General features: G+C 51.9%; 28 protein-coding genes. 11 read left to right on the top strand and 17 right to left on the bottom strand.

From position 1 onward, the window contains the following. The first annotated feature begins 18 nt into the window (after positions 1-18). Positions 19-939, top strand: a complete 921-nt coding sequence (locus PMIT1303_RS09705) for an SDR family oxidoreductase (RefSeq protein ID WP_063398546.1) — start codon at positions 19-21, stop codon at positions 937-939. Here PMIT1303_RS09705 and PMIT1303_RS09710 read toward each other — a convergent pair. Further along, complete coding sequence (locus PMIT1303_RS09710) at positions 911-1,123, bottom strand: hypothetical protein (protein ID WP_063398547.1); 213 nt, start codon at positions 1,121-1,123, stop codon at positions 911-913. The two genes, PMIT1303_RS09705 and PMIT1303_RS09710, sit on opposite strands and share 29 nt — an antisense overlap. On the opposite strand from PMIT1303_RS09710, the gene pdxA reads away from it, so the two are divergent. Continuing rightward, positions 1,122-2,153, top strand: coding sequence for a 4-hydroxythreonine-4-phosphate dehydrogenase PdxA (gene pdxA, locus PMIT1303_RS09715; protein WP_011129412.1), 1,032 nt, complete (start codon positions 1,122-1,124; stop codon positions 2,151-2,153). The two genes, PMIT1303_RS09710 and pdxA, sit on opposite strands and share 2 nt — an antisense overlap. Here pdxA and accB read toward each other — a convergent pair whose 3' ends face one another. Together accB and efp are read right to left on the bottom strand one after the other, a co-directional pair. Then, positions 2,154-2,648, bottom strand: coding sequence for an acetyl-CoA carboxylase biotin carboxyl carrier protein (accB, locus tag PMIT1303_RS09720; RefSeq protein ID WP_011129411.1), 495 nt, complete (start codon positions 2,646-2,648; stop codon positions 2,154-2,156). After that, positions 2,648-3,208 carry an elongation factor P gene (gene efp, locus PMIT1303_RS09725; protein ID WP_011129410.1) on the bottom strand — a complete coding sequence of 187 codons (561 nt, stop codon included), beginning with the start codon at positions 3,206-3,208 and terminating at the stop codon, positions 2,648-2,650. The genes accB and efp overlap by 1 nt, the downstream gene beginning before the upstream one ends. Before the next feature lie 65 nt (positions 3,209-3,273). On the opposite strand from efp, the gene PMIT1303_RS09730 reads away from it, so the two are divergent. Beyond that, positions 3,274-4,356, top strand: a complete 1,083-nt coding sequence (locus PMIT1303_RS09730) for a peptidylprolyl isomerase (protein ID WP_063398548.1) — start codon at positions 3,274-3,276, stop codon at positions 4,354-4,356. A 10-nt stretch (positions 4,357-4,366) separates the two neighbouring features. Then, complete coding sequence (gene thiL / locus PMIT1303_RS09735; protein ID WP_063398549.1) at positions 4,367-5,350, top strand: thiamine-phosphate kinase; 984 nt, start codon at positions 4,367-4,369, stop codon at positions 5,348-5,350. 88 nt (positions 5,351-5,438) lie between these two features. On the opposite strand, the gene gap is transcribed toward thiL, so the two are convergent. Then, positions 5,439-6,461, bottom strand: coding sequence for a type I glyceraldehyde-3-phosphate dehydrogenase (gap, locus tag PMIT1303_RS09740; RefSeq protein ID WP_041384819.1), 1,023 nt, complete (start codon positions 6,459-6,461; stop codon positions 5,439-5,441). A gap of 171 nt (positions 6,462-6,632) precedes the next feature. Here gap and murC point away from each other — a divergent pair, with 171 nt between their 5' ends. The 3 genes from murC to PMIT1303_RS09755 are packed head-to-tail and all read left to right on the top strand — an operon-like array spanning position 6,633 to position 9,364. Then, a complete protein-coding gene (gene murC / locus PMIT1303_RS09745) occupies positions 6,633-8,099 on the top strand; it encodes a UDP-N-acetylmuramate--L-alanine ligase (RefSeq protein ID WP_063398550.1) in 1,467 nt (488 codons plus the stop codon). Then, positions 8,075-8,998 carry a UDP-N-acetylmuramate dehydrogenase gene (gene murB / locus PMIT1303_RS09750; RefSeq protein ID WP_063398551.1) on the top strand — a complete coding sequence of 308 codons (924 nt, stop codon included), beginning with the start codon at positions 8,075-8,077 and terminating at the stop codon, positions 8,996-8,998. Before murC ends, murB begins: the two co-directional genes overlap by 25 nt. A 24-nt stretch (positions 8,999-9,022) precedes the next feature. Next, the gene (locus tag PMIT1303_RS09755; RefSeq protein WP_011824714.1) at positions 9,023-9,364 is read left to right on the top strand and encodes a YbaB/EbfC family nucleoid-associated protein; all 342 of its coding nucleotides are present in this window, start codon (positions 9,023-9,025) and stop codon (positions 9,362-9,364) included. On the opposite strand, the gene rsgA is transcribed toward PMIT1303_RS09755, so the two are convergent. The 4 genes from rsgA to grpE are packed head-to-tail and all read right to left on the bottom strand — an operon-like array spanning position 9,321 to position 12,409. After that, the gene (gene rsgA / locus PMIT1303_RS09760) at positions 9,321-10,286 is read right to left on the bottom strand and encodes a ribosome small subunit-dependent GTPase A (RefSeq protein ID WP_063398552.1); all 966 of its coding nucleotides are present in this window, start codon (positions 10,284-10,286) and stop codon (positions 9,321-9,323) included. The two genes, PMIT1303_RS09755 and rsgA, sit on opposite strands and share 44 nt — an antisense overlap. Continuing rightward, positions 10,273-10,518 (bottom strand): sulfurtransferase TusA family protein, encoded by a 246-nt coding sequence (locus PMIT1303_RS09765; RefSeq protein ID WP_063398553.1) that lies wholly within the window; start codon positions 10,516-10,518, stop codon positions 10,273-10,275. The genes rsgA and PMIT1303_RS09765 overlap by 14 nt, the downstream gene beginning before the upstream one ends. Beyond that, the gene (dnaJ, locus tag PMIT1303_RS09770) at positions 10,515-11,651 is read right to left on the bottom strand and encodes a molecular chaperone DnaJ (RefSeq protein ID WP_063398554.1); all 1,137 of its coding nucleotides are present in this window, start codon (positions 11,649-11,651) and stop codon (positions 10,515-10,517) included. The genes PMIT1303_RS09765 and dnaJ overlap by 4 nt, the downstream gene beginning before the upstream one ends. A 44-nt stretch (positions 11,652-11,695) precedes the next feature. Then, positions 11,696-12,409 carry a nucleotide exchange factor GrpE gene (grpE, locus tag PMIT1303_RS09775; RefSeq protein WP_063398555.1) on the bottom strand — a complete coding sequence of 238 codons (714 nt, stop codon included), beginning with the start codon at positions 12,407-12,409 and terminating at the stop codon, positions 11,696-11,698. Here grpE and PMIT1303_RS09780 point away from each other — a divergent pair. From PMIT1303_RS09780 to PMIT1303_RS09790, 3 genes are read left to right on the top strand one after another with little or no spacing between them, the layout of a single operon-like run. Next, on the top strand, positions 12,408-14,324 hold the full coding sequence (locus tag PMIT1303_RS09780) for a GspE/PulE family protein (RefSeq protein WP_063398556.1): 1,917 nt from the start codon (positions 12,408-12,410) through the stop codon (positions 14,322-14,324). The genes grpE and PMIT1303_RS09780 overlap by 2 nt on opposite strands. 10 nt (positions 14,325-14,334) lie before the next feature. Then, positions 14,335-15,411, top strand: coding sequence for a type IV pilus twitching motility protein PilT (locus tag PMIT1303_RS09785; RefSeq protein ID WP_063398557.1), 1,077 nt, complete (start codon positions 14,335-14,337; stop codon positions 15,409-15,411). A gap of 16 nt (positions 15,412-15,427) precedes the next feature. Then, a complete protein-coding gene (locus PMIT1303_RS09790) occupies positions 15,428-16,708 on the top strand; it encodes a type II secretion system F family protein (protein ID WP_063398558.1) in 1,281 nt (426 codons plus the stop codon). Here PMIT1303_RS09790 and PMIT1303_RS09795 read toward each other — a convergent pair. Beyond that, positions 16,683-18,005, bottom strand: a complete 1,323-nt coding sequence (locus PMIT1303_RS09795; RefSeq protein WP_063398559.1) for an NAD(P)/FAD-dependent oxidoreductase — start codon at positions 18,003-18,005, stop codon at positions 16,683-16,685. The genes PMIT1303_RS09790 and PMIT1303_RS09795 overlap by 26 nt on opposite strands. Beyond that, positions 17,932-18,438 (bottom strand): peptide-methionine (R)-S-oxide reductase MsrB, encoded by a 507-nt coding sequence (gene msrB / locus PMIT1303_RS09800; RefSeq protein WP_063398947.1) that lies wholly within the window; start codon positions 18,436-18,438, stop codon positions 17,932-17,934. Before msrB ends, PMIT1303_RS09795 begins: the two co-directional genes overlap by 74 nt. Before the next feature lie 69 nt (positions 18,439-18,507). Here msrB and dusA point away from each other — a divergent pair, with 69 nt between their 5' ends. Next, positions 18,508-19,512 (top strand): tRNA dihydrouridine(20/20a) synthase DusA, encoded by a 1,005-nt coding sequence (dusA, locus tag PMIT1303_RS09805; protein WP_063398560.1) that lies wholly within the window; start codon positions 18,508-18,510, stop codon positions 19,510-19,512. A 9-nt stretch (positions 19,513-19,521) separates the two neighbouring features. Here dusA and PMIT1303_RS09810 read toward each other — a convergent pair whose 3' ends face one another. From PMIT1303_RS09810 to PMIT1303_RS09840, 7 genes are all read right to left on the bottom strand, one after another. Next, complete coding sequence (locus tag PMIT1303_RS09810) at positions 19,522-20,025, bottom strand: RNA-binding protein (RefSeq protein WP_063398561.1); 504 nt, start codon at positions 20,023-20,025, stop codon at positions 19,522-19,524. Between the two features lie 123 nt (positions 20,026-20,148). Beyond that, positions 20,149-21,561 carry an argininosuccinate lyase gene (argH, locus tag PMIT1303_RS09815; protein ID WP_063398562.1) on the bottom strand — a complete coding sequence of 471 codons (1,413 nt, stop codon included), beginning with the start codon at positions 21,559-21,561 and terminating at the stop codon, positions 20,149-20,151. A 29-nt stretch (positions 21,562-21,590) separates the two neighbouring features. Further along, positions 21,591-22,994: a PP2C family protein-serine/threonine phosphatase gene (locus tag PMIT1303_RS09820; protein ID WP_011824702.1), complete on the bottom strand. Its 1,404-nt coding sequence runs from the start codon at positions 22,992-22,994 to the stop codon at positions 21,591-21,593. Between the two features lie 63 nt (positions 22,995-23,057). Then, complete coding sequence (ftsY, locus tag PMIT1303_RS09825) at positions 23,058-24,512, bottom strand: signal recognition particle-docking protein FtsY (RefSeq protein WP_011824701.1); 1,455 nt, start codon at positions 24,510-24,512, stop codon at positions 23,058-23,060. Beyond that, a complete protein-coding gene (nusB, locus tag PMIT1303_RS09830) occupies positions 24,512-25,147 on the bottom strand; it encodes a transcription antitermination factor NusB (RefSeq protein WP_063398563.1) in 636 nt (211 codons plus the stop codon). The genes ftsY and nusB overlap by 1 nt, the downstream gene beginning before the upstream one ends. Positions 25,148-25,176: 29 nt before the next feature. Continuing rightward, on the bottom strand, positions 25,177-25,929 hold the full coding sequence (locus tag PMIT1303_RS09835; protein WP_041374634.1) for a DUF502 domain-containing protein: 753 nt from the start codon (positions 25,927-25,929) through the stop codon (positions 25,177-25,179). A 68-nt stretch (positions 25,930-25,997) separates the two neighbouring features. Beyond that, a complete protein-coding gene (locus tag PMIT1303_RS09840) occupies positions 25,998-26,612 on the bottom strand; it encodes an HpsJ family protein (protein ID WP_063394992.1) in 615 nt (204 codons plus the stop codon). Between the last annotated feature and the right edge of the window lie 48 nt (positions 26,613-26,660).

Consider the following 26,660-nt stretch of genomic DNA (forward strand, 5'->3'; position numbering starts at 1 on the left):
TATAATACATTTGTACTCATGCTCACAGAACTTGTCAAGCGGAGTCCGCCTCTCCCCACCGGCTCAAAGTTGCTGGTTCTCGGTGGAGGATTCAGTGGCCAGCATGTAGTGGCTCTAGCGAGAGCACTTGGCAGCACTGCTATCTGCAGCCGCAGAGACATCAACAGCCCAGACGCAGACATCGCATTTGATAGTGCCACCAAGCTGTTGCCAGCCACAAAAGTTCTAGAAGGAGTCACTCATTTACTCAGCTGCATACCGCCAGCAGCCGATGGGAAAGATCCAGTACTGACATGCTTGGGCGACCAGCTCAAAGCGTTGCCATTGCAATGGGTTGGCTATCTCTCCACCACAGGGGTTTACGGAGATCGCCAAGGACGCTGGGTCACAGAAATCGATCACCCTCAGCCTCAACAAGCACGGAGCAAAAGAAGATTGGCCTGTGAAGAGGCCTGGCAAGCTTCGGGATTACCCCTGCAGATTCTGCGACTGCCTGGCATCTACGGACCAGGCCGCTCAGTGCTTAAAAACGTCAACACAGGTCAAAGCAGAATGATCCATAAGCCCAACCAGGTGTTTTCAAGAATTCATGTCGATGACATTGCAGGCGCCATCCTGCACCTAATCCAATGCGCTGCTGATGGACAGCGACCCATCGTGATCAACGTCACCGATGACATGCCAACAGCTTATACAGACGTACTCGGGTTCGCCGCCCAACTACTTGGAAAGTCCCTACCCGAAATTGAGCCATTTGCAGTTGCCGCTGCACAGATGAATCCCATGGCACTCTCCTTCTGGCAAGAGAATCGCAGGGTTAGCAATCAGCTCTTATGCCGCGAGCTTGGCTATTCCCTGATGCATCCCAACTATCAATCCGGCCTTAGAGACTGTTATCTGGCAGAAGGTTTCAAGGTCTCACAGACGAATTTTCCTTAGTTGTTGAACGTTCCCGATCCGGACCACCAAGAATGAACTCGTTCCCATTAAAGGGCTTCTCTGGATCGATAAATGTCAACCCGGCATCGCGCAAAAACTGACTCCAATGCACCACCAACCAACCATTCCGCAACCCGGTACCAAGACCAAACAACAGCAAACCAAGCAGCAACCAGCGCATCATGGCTATGCCTTCTGAAGGCTTTGACGCTAATCAACTTATCGTTATCGCCATCGGCGATCCCGCTGGCATCGGGATGGAGGTAACCCTAAAGGCCCTCGCTTCACCAAGCTTGCCATCAAAGCTGCATCCCCAGCTGGTTGGCTGTCGAAAAAGCCTAGAACTGACCTATGCCCAATTACAAGCTCAAGGGATCTCTCCCCTAGCCAATCCAAAGAACCTCGACATCAAAGATCTACCCCTGCAGAGCACACTTCAGCCTGGATACCCCACAGCACAGAGTGGAGCCGCAAGCTTTCTATGGTTGACAAAGGCAACAGAACTCCTCTTGAAGGGTCGAGCCCGCGCCCTTGTTACCGCTCCTATTGCCAAGCAGGCCTGGCATGCAGCAGGCCATCACTATCCCGGTCAAACCGAACGACTTAAAGAACTGGTGGGAGCTGATCAAGCCTCCATGCTCTTCACCGCGATCTCACCTCATAACGGCTGGCGGTTCAACACTCTGCTAGCAACAACCCATATCCCGCTAGCAGCAGTCCCACAAGTGCTTACCCCTGAGTTGGTTAGAGCGAAGCTCAACGTACTCAAGGCATTCTGCCAAAGATTCAAAACCGATCCATCCATTGCAGTCGCAGGCCTCAATCCCCACGCTGGCGAGCAAGGCCAACTGGGCCATGAAGAGCTGAAATGGTTGATCCCAATGCTGAACAGATGGAAAACGGAGCACCCTGAGATCCAACTAGACGGTCCTTTACCTCCCGACACATGTTGGCTTTCAGCTGCAAAGGCTTGGCATGGCATCCCTTGCGCCCAAACCCCAGACGGGATCCTGGCCTTATACCACGATCAGGGTCTAATCCCAATGAAGCTGCTGGCTTTCGACTCGGCCGTCAACACCACCCTTGGGCTTCCATTTCTACGTACCTCACCTGATCACGGCACCGCCTTTGACATTGCCGGAAAGGGATGTGCCAGACCCGACAGCATGTTGGCCGCCCTAAAAGCCGCCTGGGAGCTCACGGAATCACGCTGATCAGCCAGGCTTAACACGCATCAAAACCTGACCGAACTCAACTGGCGTGCCGTTATCTACAAGGATTTCAACCACCTCGCCACTTACTTCAGATTCCAACTCATTCATCAACTTCATGGCCTCCAAAATGCACACGATCTGACCGACACCGATGCGACTACCAACTTCTACAAATGGGGATTCCCCAGGGCCAGGAGCACGATAAAACGTGCCGACCATCGGTGCCGTTACCTCCAGGAAATCAGTTCTTGAACCTGGTACCGCTGGAGGCGGAGTCCCAGGTCCGACCATCTCAACTCTCGGTTCTGGAGCCGGTGAAGGCATCTCAACGGTCGAAGACAATGGCATCACCGGAGCCACCACTGCTGGTGCAGGGATGTTCCGCCTGACCTCTAGACGAAAATCATCTCCCTCAAGGCGAAATTCCTGTATGTCGCTTTCCGCCAAGGCTGCAAGCAACTGGTGCAGTTGATCATGATCGAGCTGCATAGCCATTAGTTCTCGCGACCGAGGTAGCTGTCGTTACGTGTATCGACTTTAATTTTCTCGCCCACAGAAAGAAACAAAGGAACCATCACCTGAGCCCCAGTCTCAAGGATGGCGGGCTTAGTGCCACCGGTAGCGGTATCACCCTTAACACCAGGATCAGTTTCAGTGATTTCAAGCACCACAGAATTGGGGAGCTCCACCTCAAGAGGATTTCCGTTCCATGAGACCACATTCACCTCCATCCCTTCCTTGAGGTATTTACGACTGTCACCAATCTGCTGCGCTGTAAGCCTGGTTTCCTCATAACTAGACATGTCCATAAAGACATAGTCACCGGACTCCATATAAGTGTGTTGAAGAGTCGACTTCTCAAGCAAGGCCTGCGGAAGCATCTCCCCAGCCCTAAAGGTTTTTTCCACCACGTTGCCGCTCTGCACCGCCTTCAACTTGGTACGCACAAATGCTGAACCCTTACCCGGTTTCACATGCAAAAACTCGACTACACGCCAAACAGAACCGTCTAATTCAATCGAGGTGCCAGTGCGGAAGTCGTTACTTGAGATCATTCCCGCTGAACGGATCAGATGGATCATACGGCTGTGCCAAAGTCCCAGCACAAGAAGAGTTCCACATGCCAAATACTCCTCTACTGACCAGCCTGATCACAGTGCTCGCAGTACTTTTGCTGAATTGGGGTGATCCTGTTCTGGCTGCTCTACCAGCTGGAAGTGCAGTGACCGATGGTGCCGCAATCCTGCGAAATGCCCTACCAATCGAACAAAAAGATCTCCGCCAAATGCAAGCCACCCTTGAGGCCACTAGCAAAGTGGTTGGGTCTTCAAAGGGCAATCGCTGGGTTGCGCTAAACGAAGCTGCTTCTTCTAGTCAGTTCCTAGTAATAACCCGCAAAAAGAGCATCCTCGCAGCCATCCCAGAAGCATCTCGAGAAAAGGGTGAAGCACTTTTGGAATCCTTGGGAGAAACGGTCCAGGCCCTGGGGGATGCAGCCAGTAATCAAAACGTAGATCGCTTCATCGACCTACGTCGCGAAAGTCTCAAGCAGATCGGTGATCTAGAAGCGCTATTGGTGAATGATTTTCCTTACACCATCCCTGAGGAATTCAACTCACTACCGCGGCTTCTCGGAAGAGCAACTGTATCGATCAAAACCACAAAAGGGAACATCACTGCTGTGATTGATGGCTACAACGCCCCGCTAACAGCCGGCGCCTTCGTAGACCTAGCTCTCAAAGGCTTTTATGACGGATTGCCATTCACACGCGCTGAAGACAATTACGTACTACAAAGCGGTGACCCCACAGGACCTGAAAGCGGATACATCGACCCAACAACCAAGAAAGAACGTCAAGTTCCTCTGGAAATCCGTATTCCAGAGGAACCAACTCCTTTTTACAACCAAACCTTTGAAGACATCGGTCTTTACAAAGCCACACCAGTCCTTCCATTCGCCGCCCTTGGCACACTCGGATGGGCCCATTCCGACCAGGCTATAGACGACGGTTCCTCCCAGTTCTTTCTATTTCTCTATGATGCAGAATTAACTCCAGCTGGTCTCAACTTGGTGGATGGCCGCAATGCAGCCTTTGGCTATGTCGTTGAAGGTACCGAGTTACTTAAAAAACTCGAAATTGGTGATCAAATCTTATCGATCAAAGTTGTCGATGGAGCTGATCGGCTGAAGCCCCACGCCTGAGGACTTGTGTATGGGCGAAACCCTAGCCCAACTTGGTGAAAACGAACTACTGAATCGACTAGCCCGCTTTGCTCCTGCTGGCCAACTTGACGACGACACAGCGCAAGTCCACACCAATGAGGGAGAACTCCTCATTAATACCGATGTCATGGTGGAAGGCATTCACTTCAGCGAAGACACCACGACTCCAAAAGATGTTGGTTGGCGTTGCGTAACCGCCAACCTTTCCGACCTAGCAGCCAGTGGCGTTGATCAGATCCTGGGTATCACTGTCGGACTTGTAGTCCCTCCAGAGACCCCCTGGGACTGGGTAGAGAAGGTTTATTTAGGCATAGAAGCCGCATTGAAACAGTTTGGGGGGACCTTGCTGGGCGGCGACTGTTCCCGAGGGGATCAACGACTACTCGCAATCACCGCCCTGGGCACTCTCGGGCCAGTACGGTTGCACCGCACCCAAGCCCAACCTGGAGATTCTCTTGTCGTCAGTGGTCCCCATGGCCTCAGCCGTCTTGGCCTGGCCCTACTTCGCTCAGATCCACTGATAGAAGCAGCCCTGCTGCCAGACAAACTCAAACAAAAAGCGATAGAAGCTCATCAACACCCTCAACCATGCCTGAAGGCACTCCACGCTCTTCAAACCTGTAAGCCTGCTGAACTTCCATGGCGAGCTGGGGGCACCGACAGTAGTGACGGACTTCTGGCAGCGGTTCAAGGCCTTTGCAGAAGCAGCGGTTGCCGGGCGATTCTTGATCCAACAGGCCTACCCAAAGACCCTGACTGGCCACTAGGCCAACACTGGGATAGCTGGTGCCTAAACGGCGGAGAAGACTTTGAACTTATTCTCAGCCTGCCACCGAAATGGGCCACCGCTTGGCTGCAAGTTCTTCCATCAAGCCAAGTCATTGGTGTCATGGAACAAGGCCCACCTCGGGTGGAATGGGCGCATGGCAAAGGAGAAGTGAGCAACTTCTCAAGCTTCAAACATTTCCAATAAAGAAAGAGCACAAACCCCTCGCTAATAGGAGGGGTTTATAACTCAAAAAGAAGCTAGAAGCTCAGAAAGGTAGTAATCCTCTGAAAGATCACTTCCAATTCTTGGCCACAATCTCAGCGAGATCGACAACCCTCTGGCTATAACCCCACTCGTTGTCATACCAAGCAACCACTTTCACCAAATTGTCGCCAATAGTCATCGTGAGATCCTCGTCAACGATGGTGGATTCATTAGTACCGGCGTAGTCACTAGAAACCAAAGGAAGATCACCATATTTAATGATTCCCTTCATGCCACCCTGAGAAGCCGATTTGAGTGCAGCATTCACTTCTTCAGCAGTCGTGGAACGACCAGACTCAAAAACTAGATCTACCGCTGAAACGTTTGGGGTTGGTACACGCATGGCAATACCCGTGAGCTTGCCCTTCATCTGTGGATAAACCAAAGCCACAGCCTTGGCAGCGCCAGTTGAGGTCGGAACAATATTCATGGCTGCCGCACGAGCACGGCGAAGATCACGATGGCTGTTATCGAGGATCCGCTGATCACCGGTGTAGCTATGAATCGTCGTCATCAGGCCCTTATTGATCCCAAAGGTCTGATCAAGCACCTTCACGATTGGTGCCAGGCAATTGGTTGTGCAGCTGGCATTACTGAGAACATTGAAATCACCGTGACGGTACTGATCAGCATTGACGCCCACGACATATGTGCCAACACCATCTCCTTTACCTGGAGCCGTGAGGATCACTTTCTTCGCACCAGCCTCGATGTGTTTACTAGCCCCCACATCAGTATTGAAAACCCCGGTGGACTCGATCACAAGATCGATACCCCACTCCTTCCAAGGAAGATTCAAGGGGTTGCGATCTGAAAAACACTTAATGGTTTTGCCGTTGATAACAAAAGTGTCATCGGTATAACCGATCTCCGCATCCTTGATCTGTCCAAGAATTGAATCGTACTTAAGCAGATGAGCATTGGTCTTAGGGTCAGAAGTGACATTGATGCCAACCACATCAATACCCGTGTTCGCACCACGGCTTAGCCAACAACGCATGAAGTTGCGACCGATTCGGCCGAATCCATTGATCGCAACACGCAGAGTCATAACAAAAACGGGGAAACCGCAAGGGAAGTGGCCGCCGATCATACAGAAATAGGTTGCACTTTCCGCTGTTCCGGATGAGGAGGCGGCCCATACCTGGCACAAGGTCAACCCCGGCCGGACCTCTCCAAAACATAAGAATGACGGGCTTTTAGCCCAAGACTGGCTTATCTTTTGAGCCTATGGTTTTGCCCATTGACCAGCACGCTCAACCGCCAGCAACCCATCCACTTCATAGGTGTTGGCGGCATCGGCATGTCTGCACTAGCTCTAATTCTGGTGAATCGAGGTCATATCGTCTCCGGCTCCGACTCACGAGAAAACACTACCGTTGAGCAACTGAGAGCTCAAGGAGTAAGGGTCTTCCGCGATCAGAGCGCCGCAAACATCGATGCCATTTGTAGCAACGTAGATCTCCTTCCTTTGGTTGTGATCAGCACAGCCATTCCCAAGAGCAATCCTGAGCTCAAGGCAGCCAAGCTGTCTCAATTGAAAATCTTGCATCGCTCAGACCTCCTTGCTGCCTTGATTCAGGCACAACCATCTATTGCAGTAGCCGGAAGCCATGGCAAAACCACAACCAGCACCCTGCTCACAACACTGCTGGCCACAACCGATCAAGACCCAACAGCTGTGATTGGTGGTGTCGTGCCTTACTACGACAGCAATGGCCATGCGGGCAAAGGACGACTGCTAGTAGCAGAAGCTGATGAATCTGATGGATCTCTCGTCAAGTTTCAGGCAACGCTCGGCGTAATCACCAACTTGGAGTTAGATCACACCGACCACTACGCCAATCTTGATGAACTGATCAACACCATGAAGCGGTTCGGCCAAGGTTGCCGACGACTGCTGACCAACTTCGACTGCCCAATCCTCAAGGAGCATTTCGATGCCACAGCTTGGTGGTCAGTCAAAACCTCAGCGGGTGTTGATTTTGCAGCTTTACCAATTTGCCTCAATGGCGATCAAACAATTGCGGACATTTACGAGCAGGGCAAACGGATGGGGCAAATCACACTGCCAATGCCCGGACTTCACAACCTCAGCAATGCTATGGCAGCTATCGCAGCCTGCAGACTCGAAGGACTGTCCTTTGAGGACGTGCAACAAGGTCTTGCTGACCTGCAGCCTCCTGGGCGCCGTTTCGACTTCCGAGGCACCTGGGAGGGTCGCCAAATCGTTGATGATTACGCCCACCATCCAAGCGAAGTCAGCGCCACACTCACAATGGCGCGCTTGATAGTAACTAGTGGTCGTAGCCAACTACCGAACCCACCCAAACGCATTTTGGCCGTGTTCCAGCCTCATCGATACAGCCGTACAAACGAATTTCTCTACGACTTCGCAAGGGCACTCGGTGAAGCGGATGCTGTTCTGCTAGCACCCGTTTACAGCGCCGGAGAGAACCCTATTCAGGGAGCAACGAGTGAGAGCCTGGCTAAAGCGATCAGAATCCAACACCCCAGCCTGCCAGTCGCCGTAGCCGAAAACTTTAATCAGCTAACCCTATTGGTGCAAAAACACAGCCTCAAAGATGACCTAGTCCTCGCCATGGGTGCAGGCAATATCAACAATCTATGGAGACAACTGACATGTCTTGACAACGCAAAGAGATGCCCACCCTCCCTGGCAGCCTGACCCTAGTGAAGGGGATCAAGCCCCAACCACTGGTTTCTCTTGCCAACTTCACGAGCTGGCGCGTCGGAGGGCCTGCGGAATGGTTTGCATCACCCAGCAGCGTGGAGGAACTACAGACACTGATTGCTTGGGCTTATGAACAAAAGATGCCCTGTCGAGTCATCGGAGCAGGATCAAACCTACTGATCAACGACGCTGGCTTGCCGGGCCTGAGCCTTTGCATGCGCAAACTCCAAGGGAGCGACCTAGATCCAAAGACTGGCATTGTCGAAGCCTTGGCCGGTGAACCAATCCCCAACCTTTCCAAACGCGCCGCAAAGGCTGGCCTACATGGCCTGGAATGGGCCGTTGGGATTCCTGGAACAGTTGGTGGTGCAGCCGTCATGAATGCTGGAGCCCAGGGCGGCTGCACAGCCGACTGGCTGGAATCTGTACAAGTCCTCGACCTCAATGGCGAGGGCCCTTTTGAACTGAGCCGCCAAGAGCTTGACTACGCCTACCGACAAAGTCTCTTGCAGGAAAAAAAACTCGTCGTGCTCTCAGCCAGATTCCGCCTAGACCCCGGGCATGATCACAAGGAGCTCAATCAAATCACACAGCAAAACCTCACTCATCGCACGACGACACAGCCTTATCAATTGCCTAGTTGCGGAAGTGTCTTTCGCAACCCAGAACCCCTCAAAGCTGGTCGTCTAATCGAAGCGCTGGGTCTGAAAGGTCACCGCATTGGAGGAGCTGAAGTCTCACCCATTCACGCCAACTTCATCGTCAATATTGGTGGAGCCACGGCTGCCGACATCAATCAAATGATCACCCTCATTCAGCAACGGGTACAGATGGCCCATGGAGTGATGCTTCATCCTGAAGTGAAACGACTTGGTTTCGAAGCGACCGCTTAATCTGCCCATTCCTCCAGCAACGCAATGGCAGGGTTCGGACTTCCCAATTTCGGCCAACTCACCGAAGCCTTCCGCAAGGCCCAACAAATCCAACAAAACGCCCAAAAACTGCAGGAAGAGCTAGATGCCATGGAAATTGAGGGCAGCAGCCCAGACGGCAGAGCAAGTATCTGGCTATCTGGCAACCAGCAACCACTGCGTGTGCGCCTTGAACCCTCACTGCTTGCCGAAGGACAAGATGCCAGCGAAACCGCGATCTTGGCCGCTCTTCAATCCGCCTATGAGCACTCCACCACCACCATGAAAGAGCAAATGGAAGAACTTACAGGAGGCCTGAACCTGAACCTCCCCGGGATGAGCGACTGAGGCACTCCATCTCCTCCAAAAAACGCTTATAGATTGGATATCGTTCCCAACTTTTGTCGACCCCACAACCGGGCTCATCACGATGGAAACAATCCCTAAATCTGCAGGGATAATCTTCAAGCTGTCCATCAAGTTCAGGGAACAACACCGCAAGCTTGCGCGGATCAGCAGGAAGTTCAGGTCGATTAAACCCTGGTGTATCAGCAACAAGAGATCCTTCACACAGTCGAAAGAGTTCAACATGACGAGTGGTATGCCTGCCACGTTGTAATCTTCCAGAAACAGCGCCTACGCGCAGGGATAGCTCGGGTAAGAGCTGATTGAGCAAACTGGTCTTACCCACACCTGAAGGACCACAAAAGACAGCAAGTCGTGTACTGCTGAGTTTGTTTTTTAGGGCACCCAACCCCTCTCCGGTCTGCACAGAGACCGCCATAGGCCGATACCCCCAACCCCTTAGCCGCACTAGCTGCTGCTCGAGCTGATCCGAAGTGATCAGGTCGCGTTTGGTGAGGATGAGGTGAACATCAACACCAGTCTGCTCAGCGGACAGTAGAAAACGACTCGCTTGGTCAGCGTCAAAGCAAGGCTGCTTGACTGCCAAGGCAACAACAACAGCCGTAACGTTGGCGACTGGCGGGCGGTTGATCCAACTCTGCCTAGGTTCCACATCACCAACCACAGCTCGACGCTCCTGCCAATCGATTGCTTCCACCCAAACTCGATCCCCCACATGCACTGCAGCCCCGCGATGGTCAAGGCGCGTTCGACGAGTACAAAGCAAGCGCAATGGTTCAGCATCAGTTGATCGTGTCCAGCTCACCAATGAAGACGGATTAAAAGTCTCGAGTTCTACCTCGAGAAAATTGGCTTGTAAGGCCACCACCATCCCTGCAAGCCGCGGTGCCTCAGCCGCCGCCACAGGTCACCATCAACCTCAACCAAGTGTTTCCCTGAGCAATAATCTCGACGCGATGGCCTGCCTCTACTAACCCTGGCACCACCATCGCCTCAGGTTCCCCACGGTCAAGATCCACCTGAAGACGTTCCTTGGCCTTAAGACCCTCGAGAGCCAAGCGACAGCGAATAAAATTGATCGGGCAGGGAGTGCCACGCAAATCAATCTGCTGATCAGGAACCAGCTGGGCGGTCATCCTTTCTGACCAAACAAACGAGCAAACAAACCACTGTTGTGGTGGTGATGCTGCCTACCTTTAGCGGAATGATGGCCAGCCAGATCTTCAAGCAAGCCCCTCTCCTCATCAGAAAGACGAATGGGCAACTTCACATTGATAGAAATGCGCTGATTACCTCTTGCTACTGGGTTACCTAGCTTAGGAATACCCTTGTTTTCAAGGATTAGTACAGCATTGGGCTGCGTTCCAGCAGGAATCTCAAGACTGGTGTTGCCATCAACCGTATCAACCTCAATGATGTCTCCAAGGATTGCTTGGAGGTAACTCACGTTGACTTCTGAAAGCACCGTAATCCCATCACGTCGCAATTGGGGATGGGATTTCACCGTCAAAAATACGTAAAGGTCTCCAGAAGGTCCACCCCGCAAACCAGCATTTCCCTCACCGGCAACTCTCAGACGAGTTCCGGTATCAACCCCAGCGGGAATATTGATGCGCAATTTCTTGCGAACCTGACGTACACCCTGGCCAGCACATGCACCACAAGGATCTGAAATCACCTGTCCAGTACCTTCACAACTGGGACATTCCGCCACCTGAGTGAAACTCCCGAAAGGTGTTCTGGTCGCTCGTCGCACCTGACCAACACCACCACAAGTGGAACAGGTCGTTGGTCCACTACCCACCTTGGCTCCAGTGCCGTTACAGGTGTCGCAAGTTTCAAGATGGGGAATTTTGATTTCTCGTTCCTGTCCGAAAACAGCTTGCTCAAAATCAATCTTCAAGTCGTAGCGAAGATCATCTCCTTGCTGCGGTCCCCGTCTTCGTGGACGACCACCACCAGATCCACCAGCCCCACCAAAACCACTAAAAAAGGTCTCAAAGAGATCGGCAAAGCCACCCATATCTCCCACATCGGGCATGCCCCCTGCACCCCCAAGCCCAGCCTCGCCAAATTGGTCATAACGGCCACGAGTCTGAGGATCACTAAGCACCTCATAAGCACGACCGATCTCCTTGAAACGATCCTCTGCACCAGGATCCTTATTGATATCTGGGTGATACTGACGTGCCAAACGGCGATAAGCCCGCTTCAGGGTATCGCCATCAGCATCTTTGCTGACCCCTAGCAGGTCGTAATAATCAGCCATCAGCTCGTCAACACTCCTTCACCCTAAAGGGCAACAGCATGCAATCAGACCCCTGGTTGATCAGGATCTGCCTCACCTTGAAAAGTTGCAGTGGAGTCATCATTGGATTGAGCTGAAGAAGGAGAGGCGCCACTCTGCGGGCCTGGTCCCATAGACACCTTCACAAGAGCATGGCGAAGCACCCTGCCATTGAGGTGATATCCACGCTGAAGCTCCTCTGTGACTACATCCTCTGGATGCTCCTCACTGGGCTCTCTTGAAACAGCCTCATGGAGCGTGGGATCAAACGCCTGTCCAACAACCCGCATTGAAGCAACGCCCAATTGCTTGAGCACCTCAACAAGCTGTTTATAAAGACCCTGATAACTGCGATGAAGAGCCTGGGCCTCCTCTCCCTGAGGCTCTAATTGCTGACGAGCTCGCTCAAAATTGTCCACCACCGGCAGAATTTCACTCAAAGTAGTACAGATGAGCTGCAATCGCAGATCGTCCTGATCGCGACTCTGACGTTTGCGGAAATTATCGAAATCTGCAGCAATCCGCATGTACTGACTACGAAGAGTTTCGTGCTCTTCCCGCAGGCTGCTGTGCTCCTGCTCCAACTGCTGTAAGCGAGCCTCATTATCCGCTAATGGTGCAGATTGAGCTGAAGGCTGACCCTCGTCTGAATTCATAGATGCCACTGATTCCAGAGGCAAGGAAGCCTCTAAACCCTCAGCAGCAGGATCGTGAGCTGGGGTAGGGGCGTCGCCACTCATGCTGACCGGTTGCAAATTCACGTCTATACATGTTGATGGGAGTAGCACACCTCCCACAAGCGGCGGAAGCCCGCACCTCCAATTTCATTTCTTCTTCGTGACCCAGGGCCGACCAATCCCCAAAGCAACCAACAGCATCCAGGAGCGACTGGAACTGGAACTGCTCCTACAAGTCAGTGTGCTTAGCCAAGAAGAACTTGTTGTCGGAGTGGAGCTAATGGCCAACCAAACCACGCTTGACATCTCAACGTGGCAACAATTCCAGGCCCTGCCAATCAACATGCACAACCAACATTTGGTTGTAGCCATCTCGGACCAATGCAATGAGCAAACCAAAAATCAACTGATCTCAGTGCTGCAGTCCCAAGGCTTCAGCACAGAATTCCGTCTCGCGCTGGCATCCGACATCAGCCAGCTACTTGCACCAATGAGATCTGAGCAGCACGTTGAATCTGCATCCAAGTCAAAATCAACAAAGCCAATTGCACAAACACCAACCTCCCTGCTGGCAGGATTTAGTGCAGAAGGCATGCTCGAAGAAGATCCTGAAGAACAAGCCAGACTTGCTAGTTCCGTAGAGGATTTGGAGTCCAGCTTGATGGACTCAGACAGCTCACCAGTCATCAACCTGGTGGACCGCATACTGCTAGAGGCACTGCAAACAGAAGCCAGCGACGTACACGTTGAGCCGCAACAAGACGGACTACAGATTCGCTTCCGTCAAGACGGTGTATTGCAACGCTATATCGAACCCCTCCCGAGCCGGTTGATCCCTGCTGTTACCTCACGCTTCAAGATCATGGCCGACCTAGACATCGCAGAACGGCGCATGGCTCAGGACGGTCGCATTCGTCGCACATATCGCAATCGTATGGTCGATTTCAGGGTTAATAGCCTGCCCAGCCGTTACGGGGAAAAAATCTGTCTGCGACTCCTCGACAGCAGTGCTACACAACTCGGGCTAGACAAACTGATCAGCAACCCAAGTGCTCTCTCTCTCGTACGCAACTTGGGCTCTAAGCCCTTCGGCATGATCCTTGTGACAGGTCCAACAGGATCAGGCAAGTCAACAACCCTTTACTCCCTACTGGCAGAACGCAACGAGCCTGGTATCAACATTTCCACCGTAGAAGATCCCATCGAATACACCCTCCCTGGGATTACCCAATGTCAAGTGAACAGGGAAAAAGGCTTCGATTTCAGTACTGCACTGAGAGCCTTCATGCGTCAAGACCCAGACGTTCTGCTGGTCGGTGAAACCCGTGACCTAGAAACCGCAAAAACCGCCATCGAAGCCGCACTGACTGGTCATCTGGTGCTAACCACGCTGCATTGCAATGACGCATCAAGTGCCATCGCCCGCCTCAACGAGATGGGCGTGGAACCATTCATGGTGAGCGCCTCGTTGATTGGCATCGTCTCTCAAAGACTTCTACGAAGAGTATGCAGTTCTTGTCGTAAGCCCTATCACCCAACTGAAAAAGAACTGGGTCGATTTGGATTGATTGCCCATAAAGAAACTGGCGTGACCTTTTTCAAGGCCCACCATCACGCTCAAGAAAAACAGCCGTGCCCCAACTGTCAAGGCAGCGGCTACAAGGGCCGAGTTGGTGTCTATGAAGTACTGCGCATGAACGAAGAGCTCGCTACAGCCGTCGCCAAAGGTGCCACTACTGATTTGGTAAGACGTCTGGCGCTCGAGGCTGGTATGAAAACTCTGTTGGGCTACAGCCTTGACCTGGTGCGAGAAGGCCACACCACCCTTGAAGAAGTAGAACGAATGATCCTCACCGATTCCGGATTGGAATCAGAGCGCCGCGCCAGAGCCCTTAGCACTGTCACCTGCAACGTCTGCGGGGCAGGCCTCCAAGACGACTGGCTGGAATGTCCCTACTGTCTAACCGCACGCCAATGAAGGGCCCGTCATGGATCTAATGATCGAGGACCTGATGGAACAGCTTGTTCAAGGTGGCGGCAGTGATCTTCACATTGCTACCGGCCAGCCCCCGTATGGACGATTCAGCGGTGAATTAAAGCCAATGACCAATACCCCCCTATCCGAAGAAACATGCAACAAGCTGATTTTCTCAATGCTCAACAACAGTCAGAGAAAGACTCTTGAACAAACCTGGGAGCTTGACTGTGCCTATGGGCTAAAGGGTGTGGCGCGCTTTCGTGTGAATGTCTATCGACAGAAGGGAAGTTACGCCGCCTGTCTACGGGCTCTTGGTAGCACGATCCCGAGTATTGAAAGTCTCAACCTGCCACCAGTAGTCATCGAAACCAGCAAACGACCAAGGGGATTAGTGCTAGTAACAGGACCAACCGGATCAGGCAAAACAACAACCCTGGCTTCCCTGCTGGACCACATCAATCACACCAGAAGCGAACATATCCTCACGATCGAAGATCCAATCGAATTCGTATACAAAAGCGATCTCAGCCTTGTGCACCAGCGACAGCTCAATGAAGACACACGCAGTTTTGGCAATGCCCTGCGTGCGGCACTACGTGAAGATCCTGATGTGATCCTAGTGGGCGAAATGCGCGACCTGGAAACCATTCAACTGGCCATCAGCGCCGCCGAAACAGGTCACCTCGTGTTCGGCACCCTGCACACCAACTCAGCGGCACAAACGGTCGATCGCATGGTCGATGTTTTCCCCCCAAACCAACAAACCCAAATCAGAGTTCAACTCTCAGGAAGCCTGCTAGCCATTTTTTCGCAAACACTCTGCCGTCGCCAAAATCCACAACCAGAACAGTTTGGGCGAGTCATGGCTCAAGAAATCTTGATCAACACCCCAGCCACAGCAAACCTGATCAGAGAAGGCAAAACTGCACAGCTCTACTCCCAAATTCAAACCGGAGGAGAACTAGGGATGCAAACACTAGAAAAAGCCCTTGCGAGTCTGACTAAACAAGGTGAAATTAGCCGCTCTGAAGCCATCGCCAAAGCCAGTAAACCCAGCGAACTGGAGCAACTCCTCAACGATGGCTAAGAGTCAGAACTAAGCGATGACCTCCTTTGTCGCAACCTACGAATCTGCAAGTGGTCAAACACGCACGATGACCATCAAAGCGGCCGACCTAACAACAGCAAAAAAGTTACTACGTCGTCGTGGAATACGAGCAACTGACCTGCAAGCAACCCTCAACAATAAAGGACAAGAAAATAGCAAAAAAATTGACCGCCAAAACAACACAGAATCATCAAAAATTGGACTCTTTTCCATCGATCTAAGTGCAGCTTTCGAAAAGCCTCCAGGTGTAAAAGAAAAAGCAGTTTTCGCAAACAAATTCGCAACTCTGGTAGATGCAGGCGTTCCGATCGTGCGCAGTCTCGACCTAATGGCTAGTCAGCAGCGCTTGCCTATGTTCAAACGTGCCTTGATGAAGGTGTCTCTTGATGTAAATGAAGGCAGTGCCATGGGCACTGCTATGCGCAAGTGGCCAAAGGTATTCGATCAACTAAGTATCGCCATGGTGGCAGCCGGAGAAGCTGGTGGTGTTTTGGATGAAGCTCTCAAGCGACTCGCCAAGCTATTAGAAGACAATGCCCGACTCAAGAACCAAATCAAAGGGGCCCTGGGATACCCAGTCGCCGTGCTGGTGATAGCGATCCTCGTATTCCTAGGCATGACCATCTTCTTAATCCCCACCTTTGCAGGCATCTTTGAAGATTTAGGCGCCGAGCTGCCGCTATTCACCCAGTTGATGGTCGACCTAAGCAACTTATTGCGCTCCTCCTATTCCCTGCTATTAGCAGGTGTCCTAGTGGTGTGCGCTTTGATTTTCAACCGCTACTACGCCACTTACCAAGGACGACGTCAGATCGATCGACTGACGCTGCGAATTCCCCTATTCGGAGATCTAATCATCAAAACTGCCACAGCTCAATTCTGCAGAATCTTCAGCTCACTGATCAAAGCAGGCGTACCAATCCTGATGTCACTAGAAATTGCCAGTGAAACCGCTGGCAATACAATCATTTCCGACGCCATTCTTGAATCACGCACCCTTGTGCAGGAAGGGGTGCTCCTTAGTGTTGCCTTGATTCGCCAAAAAGTGCTTCCAGAAATGGCCTTAAGCATGCTGGCCATTGGCGAGGAAACCGGAGATATGGATCAAATGATCAGCAAGGTGGCTGATTTTTACGAAGATGAGGTCTCTACCACGGTGAAAGCTCTTACCTCAGCGCTTGAGCCCGCGATGATCGTAGTAGTAGGTGGCATCGTGGGCTCCATCCTGCTGGCGATGTATCTCCCCATGTTCACCGTGTTTGATCAGATCCAGTAGCAAGCTGCAAACCCTTTGCAATGGCCTGACCAGCAAGCCAACCGCTGGTCCAACAATGCTGAAAGTTGAACCCTCCCGTCAGCCCATCCACATCAAGAAGTTCCCCAGCAAAATAAAGGCCTGGACACACTCGACTCTCCATCGTCGCGAGATTCACCTCACCCAACTGCACTCCCCCAGCCGTAACGAACTCTTCTCCAAATGGCCCCTTGCCACCGATTGAGTAACAGCTGGAAACCAAAGCTTCAAACAAAAGACGTTCCAAACGGGCAGGACAATCCGCCCAACGCAAATCCGGATTAGCACCCACTTGAACCAACAAGGACAACCAAAGACGACGGGGCAAGTTAGGCACAGGACGAGCTGATCCCAGAGTGCGTCTACCTTGGTGATGACGTAGGTCACGCAGTGACTGCTTCACCAGATTGTGACTACTCATGCCAAGCCAATTGACAAAAAGTTTTCCCCGATAGTGATCACCTTGCAAAACCCTTGCAGCAAAAGCAGTAAGCCGCAGAATGGCCGGCCCACTTAATCCCCAATGAGTAATCAACACCCTGCCGGTCTGCTGAAAGTTTTGACCTCCTGCCTTAAGACTGAGATGAACGCCATCGAGAGCCAAACCAGAACAGGCGATTAACGCAGGTGCCTCCAGAGCAAGACTGAACAGAGAAGGAACAGACGGGACAAGCTGATGACCCATCGCTGCCGCCAAGCGACGACCACTGGGATGCCCACCCGTAGCCAATAAAACCCTTTGAGCCTCAAAAGAAGAGCCATCCCGACATTGAACTAAAAACCCTGCAGCACCCAGACGCTCCAAACTCTTTACAAGCTTCTGACTGCGCAAGCGGACCCCAGCCACCACTGCTGCCTGCTGCAGACACGCCACCACTGCAGAGGAGCAATTAGCCACAGGGAACATCCGCCCATCCGGCTCTGCCACAAGCTCCAGGCCCCGATCGGCAAACCAAGCCACCGCATCACCGGTAGCAAAACGGCTAAAGAGGCCCCGCAATGGGCGGCCACCTCGGGGGTAATTGGTCACCAAATCACCTGGCTCCCAGCAGGCATGAGTCACGTTGCAACGGCCGCCACCACTGATCTTCACCTTCGTCAATGGCTCAGAGGTGGCCTCCAACACATGCACAAAAGCCAAACCCTCCTCAGCCGCAGTGATTGCCCCAAAAAAACCTGAGGCACCACCACCAACAACGATCAAATCAACTGGCGGGTCGGAAAGTAAGGGCAACTCCGTTATTGCAATAGCGCTTGCCGGTTGGCCTGGGACCATCATTGAAGACATGTCCCTGATGACCGCCACAGCGCCGGCAATGATATTCGCTGCGAGGAATAATCAATTTGAAATCTACTTTCGTTTGAATAGCTCCAGCAAGGGGCTCCCAGAAACTTGGCCAGCCAGTACCACTATCGAATTTCGCCGCAGAAGAAAACAACGGCAGATCGCAACCTGCACAGTGATAGATGCCCACACGCTTCTCCTTGTTGAGAGAACTCGTAAAAGGGCGCTCGGTTCCCTCCTCTCGAAGCACCCGATAAGCCTCAGGGGAAAGACGCTTTGCCCACTGCTCATTACTAAGCGACCAATCAAGATCCTCAGCCCTCGTAGCAGCAAAGGCTGCTGCAGGTCTCCTATAAACACCAAAGGCTCCTGCAATAGTGGCTATCAGCAGAGAACGACGACTCAATAGCAAAGCAGTAATGGGCATAAGCGCAGCCAAAATCAATGACCTTCTTTCTAGGAAAGCGCAACACAACTATGAAGGCAGCATGAATCAATGATGGCTCCTTTCACGCCACAGGTTGATGGTGCTTATCGGTTCAGCGTGGCTCCAATGCTCGACTGCACAGATCGACACTTCAGGGTACTAATGCGACAAATCAGTCGCCGGGCGTTGCTGTACACGGAAATGTTGGTGGCCCAAGCTCTGCATCACAGCAACCGTCTTGATCATCTGCTCGATTTCGACATCATCGAGCATCCCCTGTCTCTACAAGTAGGAGGCGATGATCCAAAAATGCTTGCAGAAGCAGCGCGTCTAGCCGATGCCTGGGGCTACGACGAAATCAACCTCAACGTGGGATGTCCCAGCTCAAGAGCAAAAGCAGGCAACTTCGGTGCCTGCCTAATGGCTAAACCTGATCAAGTCGCACGTTGTGTTGAAGCGATGGCGATGGCGAGCCCTCTTCCAGTCACAGTGAAACACCGTCTAGGAATTGATGATTTCGATAGCGACGCTCTACTCATGACCTTTGTCGACCGAGTGTCCATCGCAGGAGCCACTCGCTTTACTGTGCATGCACGAAAAGCCTGGCTAGAAGGGCTTGACCCCAAACAAAACCGCACGATTCCACCACTTCAACATCAACGAGTCACCCATCTCAAGCAACAACGCCCGCAGCTCACTATTGAAATCAATGGAGGACTAGAACACCCTGCCGACTGCCTAACAGCGCTGCAAACCTGTGATGGGGCAATGGTGGGGCGAGCAGCGTATGCGCATCCGCTCCGCTGGCAGAGCATGGATGAGCTGGTCTATGGAGAACAACCACGCTCAATCAATGCTTCTCAAGTCATAGGAGGATTACTCCCTCATGCCGAAAACCACCTAAGCCGAGGTGGCCGGCTATGGGATCTTTGCCGACATCTTTTACAACTCGTTGAAGGGGTACCGGGCGCCAAAGCCTGGCGGCGAGAGCTTGGCATCAAGGCTCAAAAAGCCGATGCCGATCTAAGAGTGCTACAAAAAGCAGCCCAGCAACTTGAAGATGCCGGGCTTTAAGGACTTAACTCAGCCCTCCGCTCCCTCATATCCGCTGTAGCTGTCACCACCTTCACCCTCAGGTGCAGCGCCTCCCCTACGACGACGAGTGCGACCCTCGTCATAGGAACTTGTTTCAGGAGAAGCTCCGCCATAACTGCGATCTTCCCAACCACGAGCTCCGGAACCACGATCTCCACCGCCGCCGCCGCCGCCATATCCACCGCCGCCGCCGCCATATCCACCGCCGCCACCGCCATATCCGCCGCCGCCACCACGACGGGGCGCACTGCCACGTGGCTCTGCCTTATTAATCCTCAAAGGGCGACCCATCATTTCCGCCCCTTGAAGAGCCTCGATAGCCGCAGGCTCAGCTGACTCATCAGCCATCTCAACAAAAGCAAAGCCCCTTTTGCGTCCTGTGTCGCGTTCCAAGGGCAAAGCACAATTCGCAACCTCACCAAAAGGTGCAAACAATTCAATAACGTCTTCCTGCTCAGCGCGGAAGGGAAGATTGCCGACAAAAATACTCACTTTCCTTGTGGACCGTAAAAAAAGTAGTGGACCAATTGGCCAGGTATAGCCATTAGTTCATGATTCGGGAATGAATCAATCCACCTTTGGCGCCATCAGCGTAGACCCGCCGAGGCATTTCGATCATGACAGTCCGGAATCAAGGCGGCTACGCCAGTGACGCAGTTGCTCCTCAACTCGATCAAAACCAGTGCCACCTTCACTAATCCGCACAGCCACAACCCGCTTTGGAGCCAATGCTTCATGCAAATCCTCAGCAATAGCGGAGTGAAATTCCTGCCATTGTTCAAGGCTTAGATCACAAAGCAAAATCCCTTCGTCTAAACAACGCTTCACAACCGCACCCACCAATTGGTAGGCCTCCCGAAAGGGCACTCCTTTAGCAACCAGGTAGTCAGCCACATCAGTGGCATTGGAAAAATCGGATTCAACGGCAGCTGCCAAGCGTTCCGAACAAAACTCCAACCCTTGCTCCATCAAAATCGACATGGCTTCCACACAATCTTTAGTAGTGCGAACGGTGTCAAAGAGAGCTTCCTTATCCTCCTGAAAATCCTTGTTGTAAGCCAATGGCAATCCCTTAATCATGGTCAGGAGACCCTGAAGGTGACCAAACACACGACCACATTTGCCTCGTACCAATTCAGGCACATCAGGATTCTTCTTCTGAGGCATCAAGCTGCTGCCAGTGGCACAACGGTCGCTAAGACGCACAAATGCAAATTCCTCAGACGCCCAGAAAATCACCTCCTCCGCCAGGCGACTGAGATGGACCATGACCAACGAAGCCGCCGCTGTGTACTCAACAGCAAAATCGCGATCACTTACCGCATCCAGACTATTCGCGTAAATACACTCAAAGCCAAGTGCTGCTGCTGTATTTTGGCGATCAATAGGCACTGATGTTCCTGCAAGGGCAGCCGCGCCAAGCGGCGAAATATTGACTCGTCCGCGAACATCTTTAAGCCGATCTCTATCCCTTTGGATCATCTCGATATAAGCCAAAAGATGATGGGCCAAGCAAAGCGGCTGGGCACGCTGTAAGTGGGTGTATCCGGGAATCAAAGTTTGACGATGGGATTCTGCCTGTGTCAAAAGAGCATGCTGAAACCGCTCCAATACACAATCCAAATCATCCAAGCGACGCCGTAACCACAAGCGCAGATCCGTGCCTACCTGATCATTGCGACTTCGGCCGGTATGAAGTTTCTTACCGACAGGCCCTAATAAAGCGATCAGGCGCCGTTCAACAGCGAAATGAACATCTTCATCAACAAGTCCTGGCTGAAACTCTCCTGCCGCTGCCTCTGAGCGGATTTTCTCAAGGCCGCCCTCAAGCTGAGCCGCCTCTTCAAGACTGATCACTCCACATTCGCCAAGCATGCGTGCATGAGCGATAGACCCATCTAAATCTTCTTGGAGCAGAGTGATGTCAAAGCTGATGGAAGCATTGAACCGCTCAATAACCGGATGCAATCCCTCTTCAAACCTTTTGCTCCAGCCTTCTGCAGAACCACCGGTTACTCCACCTGCCATCCCTTCATGAGCAGCGAGTCAACAGCTTGTCAGGCCAGGGACACAGACGGCAGCGTTACCTCCTCTGGCACTTTCAAAACCACCATTGAGGCATCATCTTCCAGTTGATGGTCCACACCGACAAACCGATCCAAACGGGCAAATAACTGATCAAGAATCCCCTGTGCGCCTAAACCACTTCGACAAGATCCCTCCATTGTGCGAATCAAGCGAGCTTCATCAAAACGATCTCCGGTGATGCCAGAAGCTTCGGTAACACCGTCTGTGTAGTAAATAATCACGTCACCAGGCTTGAGCAAAATTTCACCACAGCTGTAATCCGCCTCTGGCTGAAGTCCAATCAGCAAACCAGGCACATCAAGCCGACTCACACTGCGTTGCTCAGCTCGCCAGATCAGAGGAGGATTATGAGCAGCATTTGCATAGCGAAGACGACGCGTGCGCGGATCGTAGTCAGAATAAAAAAGAGTCACAAACCTATGGGACTGAGCCAAGTCCTCTTGAGCTAGCTGATTGAGATCATGGAGAATCCGATTGGGCGGCAGACCACTTAACACCTCTGCACGCAACATGCCCCTGAGCATGGTCATTAATAAACCAGCAGGTACACCCTTACCCATCACATCTCCCATCACAAGACCCCAACGACCTCGTTCCTTACGTCGACCGATCAGTTCTGGACGGGTAGGGATGAAATCGTAATAATCGCCGCCGACCTGAAAGGCGGGACGGCAACGAGCCGCAAGCTCGACACCTTCAATCACAGGACAACGATCTGGCAAGAGCTGAGCCTGAATCTCTGCCCCGATACTGAGTTGACGATCCACCCGCTCGTGAAGACGAGCCTCCTGAAGCATCAGATCGTTCTCAATAGCCACCCCAGTAAGGTCAGCCACCAACTGCACATGGCGACGGTGAACATCACTCCAAATCAGAGCTGCTTGAGGATCAAAAACATAAAGCCTGCCACGCTGCTGCCCGCGAGCAACTAATGAGGTGGCAAACATCCCGGCCCTAGCCAAATGGCGCTGAACCAACTGATCCATAGCAAGAACCTGTGCCTCATCAGTACCGAAACCTGTGGCAAAACCTGCTTCAAATGAAGCCAACTGCCTCACTAATTCCTGACTCTGATCAAATGGCACTGCCTGAAGCTGCTCTCTCCACAAACGACCATCAACCTGAAAAGGCACAAGCAATGCTCCTTGTACGCCCACCAGGCGGGAGGCCACCACAGGGACCAATTCGAGAAAACGATGCAGATTGGTGAAACTGCGCAGGGCAAAACCCAACGAAACCAACAAGTCCTGATTTCGGCGCTGCTCCCTCGACAAGCTATCAAGCAATTGCCGCAACGACGTAGAGGCTGACACCTGCTGAGAAGCGCTACGAAAAGAAGGAGTCTGATGTCGCCGTGGCGGCTTACTGCTCACAGCAACGGCACAGCAGGGTTAGAAAGTTAGCAAGATCAACTGCTTCAGGCAGCCGCCAGAACATCAATAGTTAGCCAAGAGTGCCTCAACAAATTCAAAACTGTTGAACGGTCGTAAATCACGGATCCCTTCACCAGCGCCGATAAAACGAATCGGCAACCTCGCTTCTGAAGCCACCGCTAAGGCCACTCCACCACGAGATGTGCCATCCAACTTGGTAATCACTACCCCTGTAAGAGCGGCCGCCTGGGCAAAAGCCATGGCTTGTCGCAATCCGTTCTGACCTTGACTGGCATCAAGTATCAAAAGAGATTCAACCCTGGCTTCAGGTGCTAAACGATCAATAATTCGTCGAACCTTCTGTAGCTCCTCCATCAAATTGTGCTTTGTCTGCAAACGACCAGCTGTGTCAACAAGCACAAGGTCTGTTGATTTAGATCGGGCCGCACCAATTGCATCAAACACAACAGCAGCAGGATCAGCATTGGCAGTGGAATTGGCTATGACCGGAACACCACTGCGAGCACCCCACACCTTGACCTGTTCAACAGCAGCGGCCCGAAAGGTGTCAGCAGCAGCAATCAAAGCGCTGTAACCACTGCGTACTGCCAAGTTTGCCAACTTGCCAAGAGTGGTGGTCTTGCCAACACCATTCACTCCCACAAATAACCAGATATTGAGACGACCCCGTTCTGGCGCCAAAAGATCAGTGCCAGTGTCCTGAATCGGAGCCTCCAAAAGATTGCAAAGTTGTTGTTTAAGAAAGCGAAGTCCTTCAGCAGGATCCACAACTTCTTCGTTCATTCGGCGACGAAGCGCATCGAGAACTTGATCCGTAGCTTCAACTCCCGCATCAGCTCTCAAAAGTAATGTTTCAAGGTCATCAAGCACCTCAGGAGTAAGGGGGTCATCCCCGAGGTTTTCCAAAAGGCCTTTGACAAAACCTTGACGGGTCTTTTCAAGACCACGCCTGAGTCGACCCAACCAATCAATCTCCTCTAAAGAAATTTTTTCCGGCTTACGCCCCTGTGCGGCAAGCACTTCTGCAGACCACGCAAAGGTTTCGTCAAACTCACCAAGCTTGGGTTCAGGCGAGGTTTCCGAAAATTGAGATTGCTGAGCTAGTTGAGGCGAAACCTCCTCAACCCTTGCTTCAAGCTCTTGTTGACGAGACTGCCTCTGGAGGGCAGCTTGCTCCAATAAAGAACCCCCAGCCTCAAGACTTGAAGACTGAGCACTCAATTCAGGTTGAACATTCGCAGTAAGGGCTGTTTCGCTAGCAGAGTCAATCTCAACTGAAGCCTGTGACGTTTTCTGCTGCTCTTGCTGTGCTTTTAAGCGGGCATAAGCATTGCGAGCCCACTCCAAAGAGGATTCCTCCTGGTTCATTGGAGAAGATTCCTCTTGATTATTAGAGGAATCGGAGCTGAGCTCCTCAGAGCCTTCTGCTTTCTCCTCTAAAACTTTCTCAGTAGAAACATCGTCACTGGCTTGACGATTAAACCAGTCGTAAACCATTAGGCCAACGTCACAGTGGAGGCATCATGCAAGCGTCTCAAGACACCATTAATCATGCGACGACCTTGATCATCGCTGTAGCGATGGGCCAATTCAACAGCTTCATTGCAAGCCACAGCAGATGGAGTCTGAAGAGCAGTCAAGTCCACCACAGCCAACCTCAAGATATCCCGATCAATACGAGGCAAACGACTCAAGCGCCAGCCCTCCATAACAGCATCAATACTTGCATCAATGCTGTTGCGTTGTTCTATCACCAACCTCACACGCTCTAGAGCCCCAAGCCGAATCTGCTCCTGGTTTCCTAACGCCAGCAAACGGGGGATTTCCAAACTTGTTGAAACACCATTAATAACCTGTTCTGCACCAATAAGACAAGCCTGTAAATGCTCACGAACCTGACTCGTAGAGCTCGCATCACGATCTTGAAACTCACTATCGAGTAAATGCTGTTGAGCATTCTCAAGCTCAACAGCACAAGTATCAAGACCCTCTCTCCAATGTTGACTCAGGGTATCAAAAGCCTTCTGAAGAAGACTCTCCAAAGATATTGTTTTCAACCTCGAACTTTCACGTTCGGGAATCTGACCAAGCACCAAAAGAGCCAGTTCTCGAGCAAGTGATCTGGACTGCATGATCGACACAAAAACGGGAGGAGACGAACTCAAACCTGGGTCGTAGTCGTAGAAGACGGGGCAGTATTAGAACGCAATTGAGTCATCAAACTTGAGAAACTGCGATTCATAGGAGGCTCTTGTTCATCAGGGTTCACAATTCCTGCTGAAATAATTGTGCGGAAAGCATCCTCCACGGAAATATTTAAATTGCGAACCGAAGATTCCGGCACCAAGGTATACCAACCCGTGGTGGGATTAGGGGCAGTGGGAATAAACACACTCAGCAAAGGCTGATCAAGCTCAGCTTGTAGTGAGGGACCTACCAAACCGGTCACAAACCCAACACTAAACAAGCCCTCACGGGGATATTCCACCAACACCACTCGACGAAAACGCTTCGAATTATCTCTTAGGAAAGTTTCCAAAAGCTGCTTAAGGGTCTTATAAACCGAACCAGCAAGAGGTATCCGAGAAAGAGTTCCCTCACCAAACTCAAGCAGCCAACGTCCAACAATATTGCGAGCCATCAAGCCAATCAAAAGGATGCCAAGCAAAGGCACCGTAAGGCCCAGGCTCAAATTAATCAGATCCTGAAGAAGTGGATTAAGGGTGATGAACGGATTGACCTGTTTGGGGATCGACGTAAGAAATGCCAGTACAAATCTGCTGACAGTGGTAGCCAACCAGATCGTTGTCGCCAAAGGTATGACTACCAACAACCCTGCAATGAGATCGTTCTTGAGATCCTGCTGAAGCCTTGAGGTCAGCGGAAGATCTGTTCTGGGATTGGACTGCACCAAGGAAAGTCTGAGGCCAAAAGCGGACTTGATTGAACCAACCTAACCAGCTGTCTGACTTCTGCCGAGTTTTAAAGCACGGCTGTGAGCGCAAGCAACACAAAAGCCACTGCAAGCACAACAGCACTAAGGGTGCCACCAAAACGACGCTGATTCACTGCAAGATTGCGCTGCCGCTCCATTTGCTGGATCTGCTGATCCATCTGAGTCAATTGACCAGCGACGAAATCATTGGCTGCCTTTTGCTGATCTTCATCTGTTGCAGTAGCAGGCAACTGACCAGCTTGTGCAAGCTGAGCACCAAGGACCTTGAGAGCTTCAGGGTTCTGAGCCTGTCTACGGGCTTCCTCAAGCTGATCTCGCCTTTGCTTCAAAGTTTGATTTGCCTGTCCAGCGAGGGTCTGATTACCGGAGATCGCCATTGGAATCACTGCGATCATGGCAATAGCAAAAAGACTAGAAAAAGCACAAATCAGCCAGCGAATCGGCAGTTTTGCTTTGCCTGGATGATCCAGCCTGGAACTGATCAACATCAGCAACAGACCTATAAATCCCATCGGAGAAAGCGTAACCAAACGCTGAACCATCACTTGCTGAAACTCCGCCGAAGCCCAATCGCTTGCACCAAGCAAGACAACCATCTGCAACAGCAGCAAAATCACGAGGGTGAGTCCAAGCCAGCGCATCAAAGGAGTTAAACGACCGGCTGAACTTGATCCCAACTCAGAAGCAGG

Origin of the sequence: Prochlorococcus sp. MIT 1303 (assembly GCF_001631965.1) — a bacterium.
Taxonomy (GTDB): domain Bacteria; phylum Cyanobacteriota; class Cyanobacteriia; order PCC-6307; family Cyanobiaceae; genus Prochlorococcus; species Prochlorococcus marinus_D.

What these genes read in the sequence shown, in the direction of transcription:
- PMIT1303_RS09785 (WP_063398557.1), top strand. Translation starts at nt 14,335, where the DNA reads ATGGATCTAATGATCGAGGACCTGATGGAACAGCTTGTTCAAGGTGGC.
- ftsY (WP_011824701.1), bottom strand. Translation starts at nt 24,512, where the DNA reads ATGGTTTACGACTGGTTTAATCGTCAAGCCAGTGACGATGTTTCTACT.
- argH (WP_063398562.1), bottom strand. Translation starts at nt 21,561, where the DNA reads ATGGCAGGTGGAGTAACCGGTGGTTCTGCAGAAGGCTGGAGCAAAAGG.
- gap (WP_041384819.1), bottom strand. Translation starts at nt 6,461, where the DNA reads ATGACTCTGCGTGTTGCGATCAATGGATTCGGCCGAATCGGTCGCAAC.
- nusB (WP_063398563.1), bottom strand. Translation starts at nt 25,147, where the DNA reads ATGCAGTCCAGATCACTTGCTCGAGAACTGGCTCTTTTGGTGCTTGGT.
- PMIT1303_RS09780 (WP_063398556.1), top strand. Translation starts at nt 12,408, where the DNA reads ATGCTGACCGGTTGCAAATTCACGTCTATACATGTTGATGGGAGTAGC.
- thiL (WP_063398549.1), top strand. Translation starts at nt 4,367, where the DNA reads ATGGGCGAAACCCTAGCCCAACTTGGTGAAAACGAACTACTGAATCGA.
- murB (WP_063398551.1), top strand. Translation starts at nt 8,075, where the DNA reads ATGCCCACCCTCCCTGGCAGCCTGACCCTAGTGAAGGGGATCAAGCCC.
- PMIT1303_RS09795 (WP_063398559.1), bottom strand. Translation starts at nt 18,005, where the DNA reads ATGATGGTCCCAGGCCAACCGGCAAGCGCTATTGCAATAACGGAGTTG.
- pdxA (WP_011129412.1), top strand. Translation starts at nt 1,122, where the DNA reads ATGGCTATGCCTTCTGAAGGCTTTGACGCTAATCAACTTATCGTTATC.
- msrB (WP_063398947.1), bottom strand. Translation starts at nt 18,438, where the DNA reads ATGCCCATTACTGCTTTGCTATTGAGTCGTCGTTCTCTGCTGATAGCC.
- PMIT1303_RS09755 (WP_011824714.1), top strand. Translation starts at nt 9,023, where the DNA reads ATGGCAGGGTTCGGACTTCCCAATTTCGGCCAACTCACCGAAGCCTTC.
- accB (WP_011129411.1), bottom strand. Translation starts at nt 2,648, where the DNA reads ATGGCTATGCAGCTCGATCATGATCAACTGCACCAGTTGCTTGCAGCC.
- dnaJ (WP_063398554.1), bottom strand. Translation starts at nt 11,651, where the DNA reads ATGGCTGATTATTACGACCTGCTAGGGGTCAGCAAAGATGCTGATGGC.
- PMIT1303_RS09705 (WP_063398546.1), top strand. Translation starts at nt 19, where the DNA reads ATGCTCACAGAACTTGTCAAGCGGAGTCCGCCTCTCCCCACCGGCTCA.
- efp (WP_011129410.1), bottom strand. Translation starts at nt 3,208, where the DNA reads ATGATCTCAAGTAACGACTTCCGCACTGGCACCTCGATTGAATTAGAC.
- PMIT1303_RS09790 (WP_063398558.1), top strand. Translation starts at nt 15,428, where the DNA reads ATGACCTCCTTTGTCGCAACCTACGAATCTGCAAGTGGTCAAACACGC.
- PMIT1303_RS09710 (WP_063398547.1), bottom strand. Translation starts at nt 1,123, where the DNA reads ATGATGCGCTGGTTGCTGCTTGGTTTGCTGTTGTTTGGTCTTGGTACC.
- dusA (WP_063398560.1), top strand. Translation starts at nt 18,508, where the DNA reads ATGATGGCTCCTTTCACGCCACAGGTTGATGGTGCTTATCGGTTCAGC.
- grpE (WP_063398555.1), bottom strand. Translation starts at nt 12,409, where the DNA reads ATGAGTGGCGACGCCCCTACCCCAGCTCACGATCCTGCTGCTGAGGGT.
- PMIT1303_RS09765 (WP_063398553.1), bottom strand. Translation starts at nt 10,518, where the DNA reads ATGACCGCCCAGCTGGTTCCTGATCAGCAGATTGATTTGCGTGGCACT.
- PMIT1303_RS09840 (WP_063394992.1), bottom strand. Translation starts at nt 26,612, where the DNA reads ATGCGCTGGCTTGGACTCACCCTCGTGATTTTGCTGCTGTTGCAGATG.
- PMIT1303_RS09730 (WP_063398548.1), top strand. Translation starts at nt 3,274, where the DNA reads ATGCCAAATACTCCTCTACTGACCAGCCTGATCACAGTGCTCGCAGTA.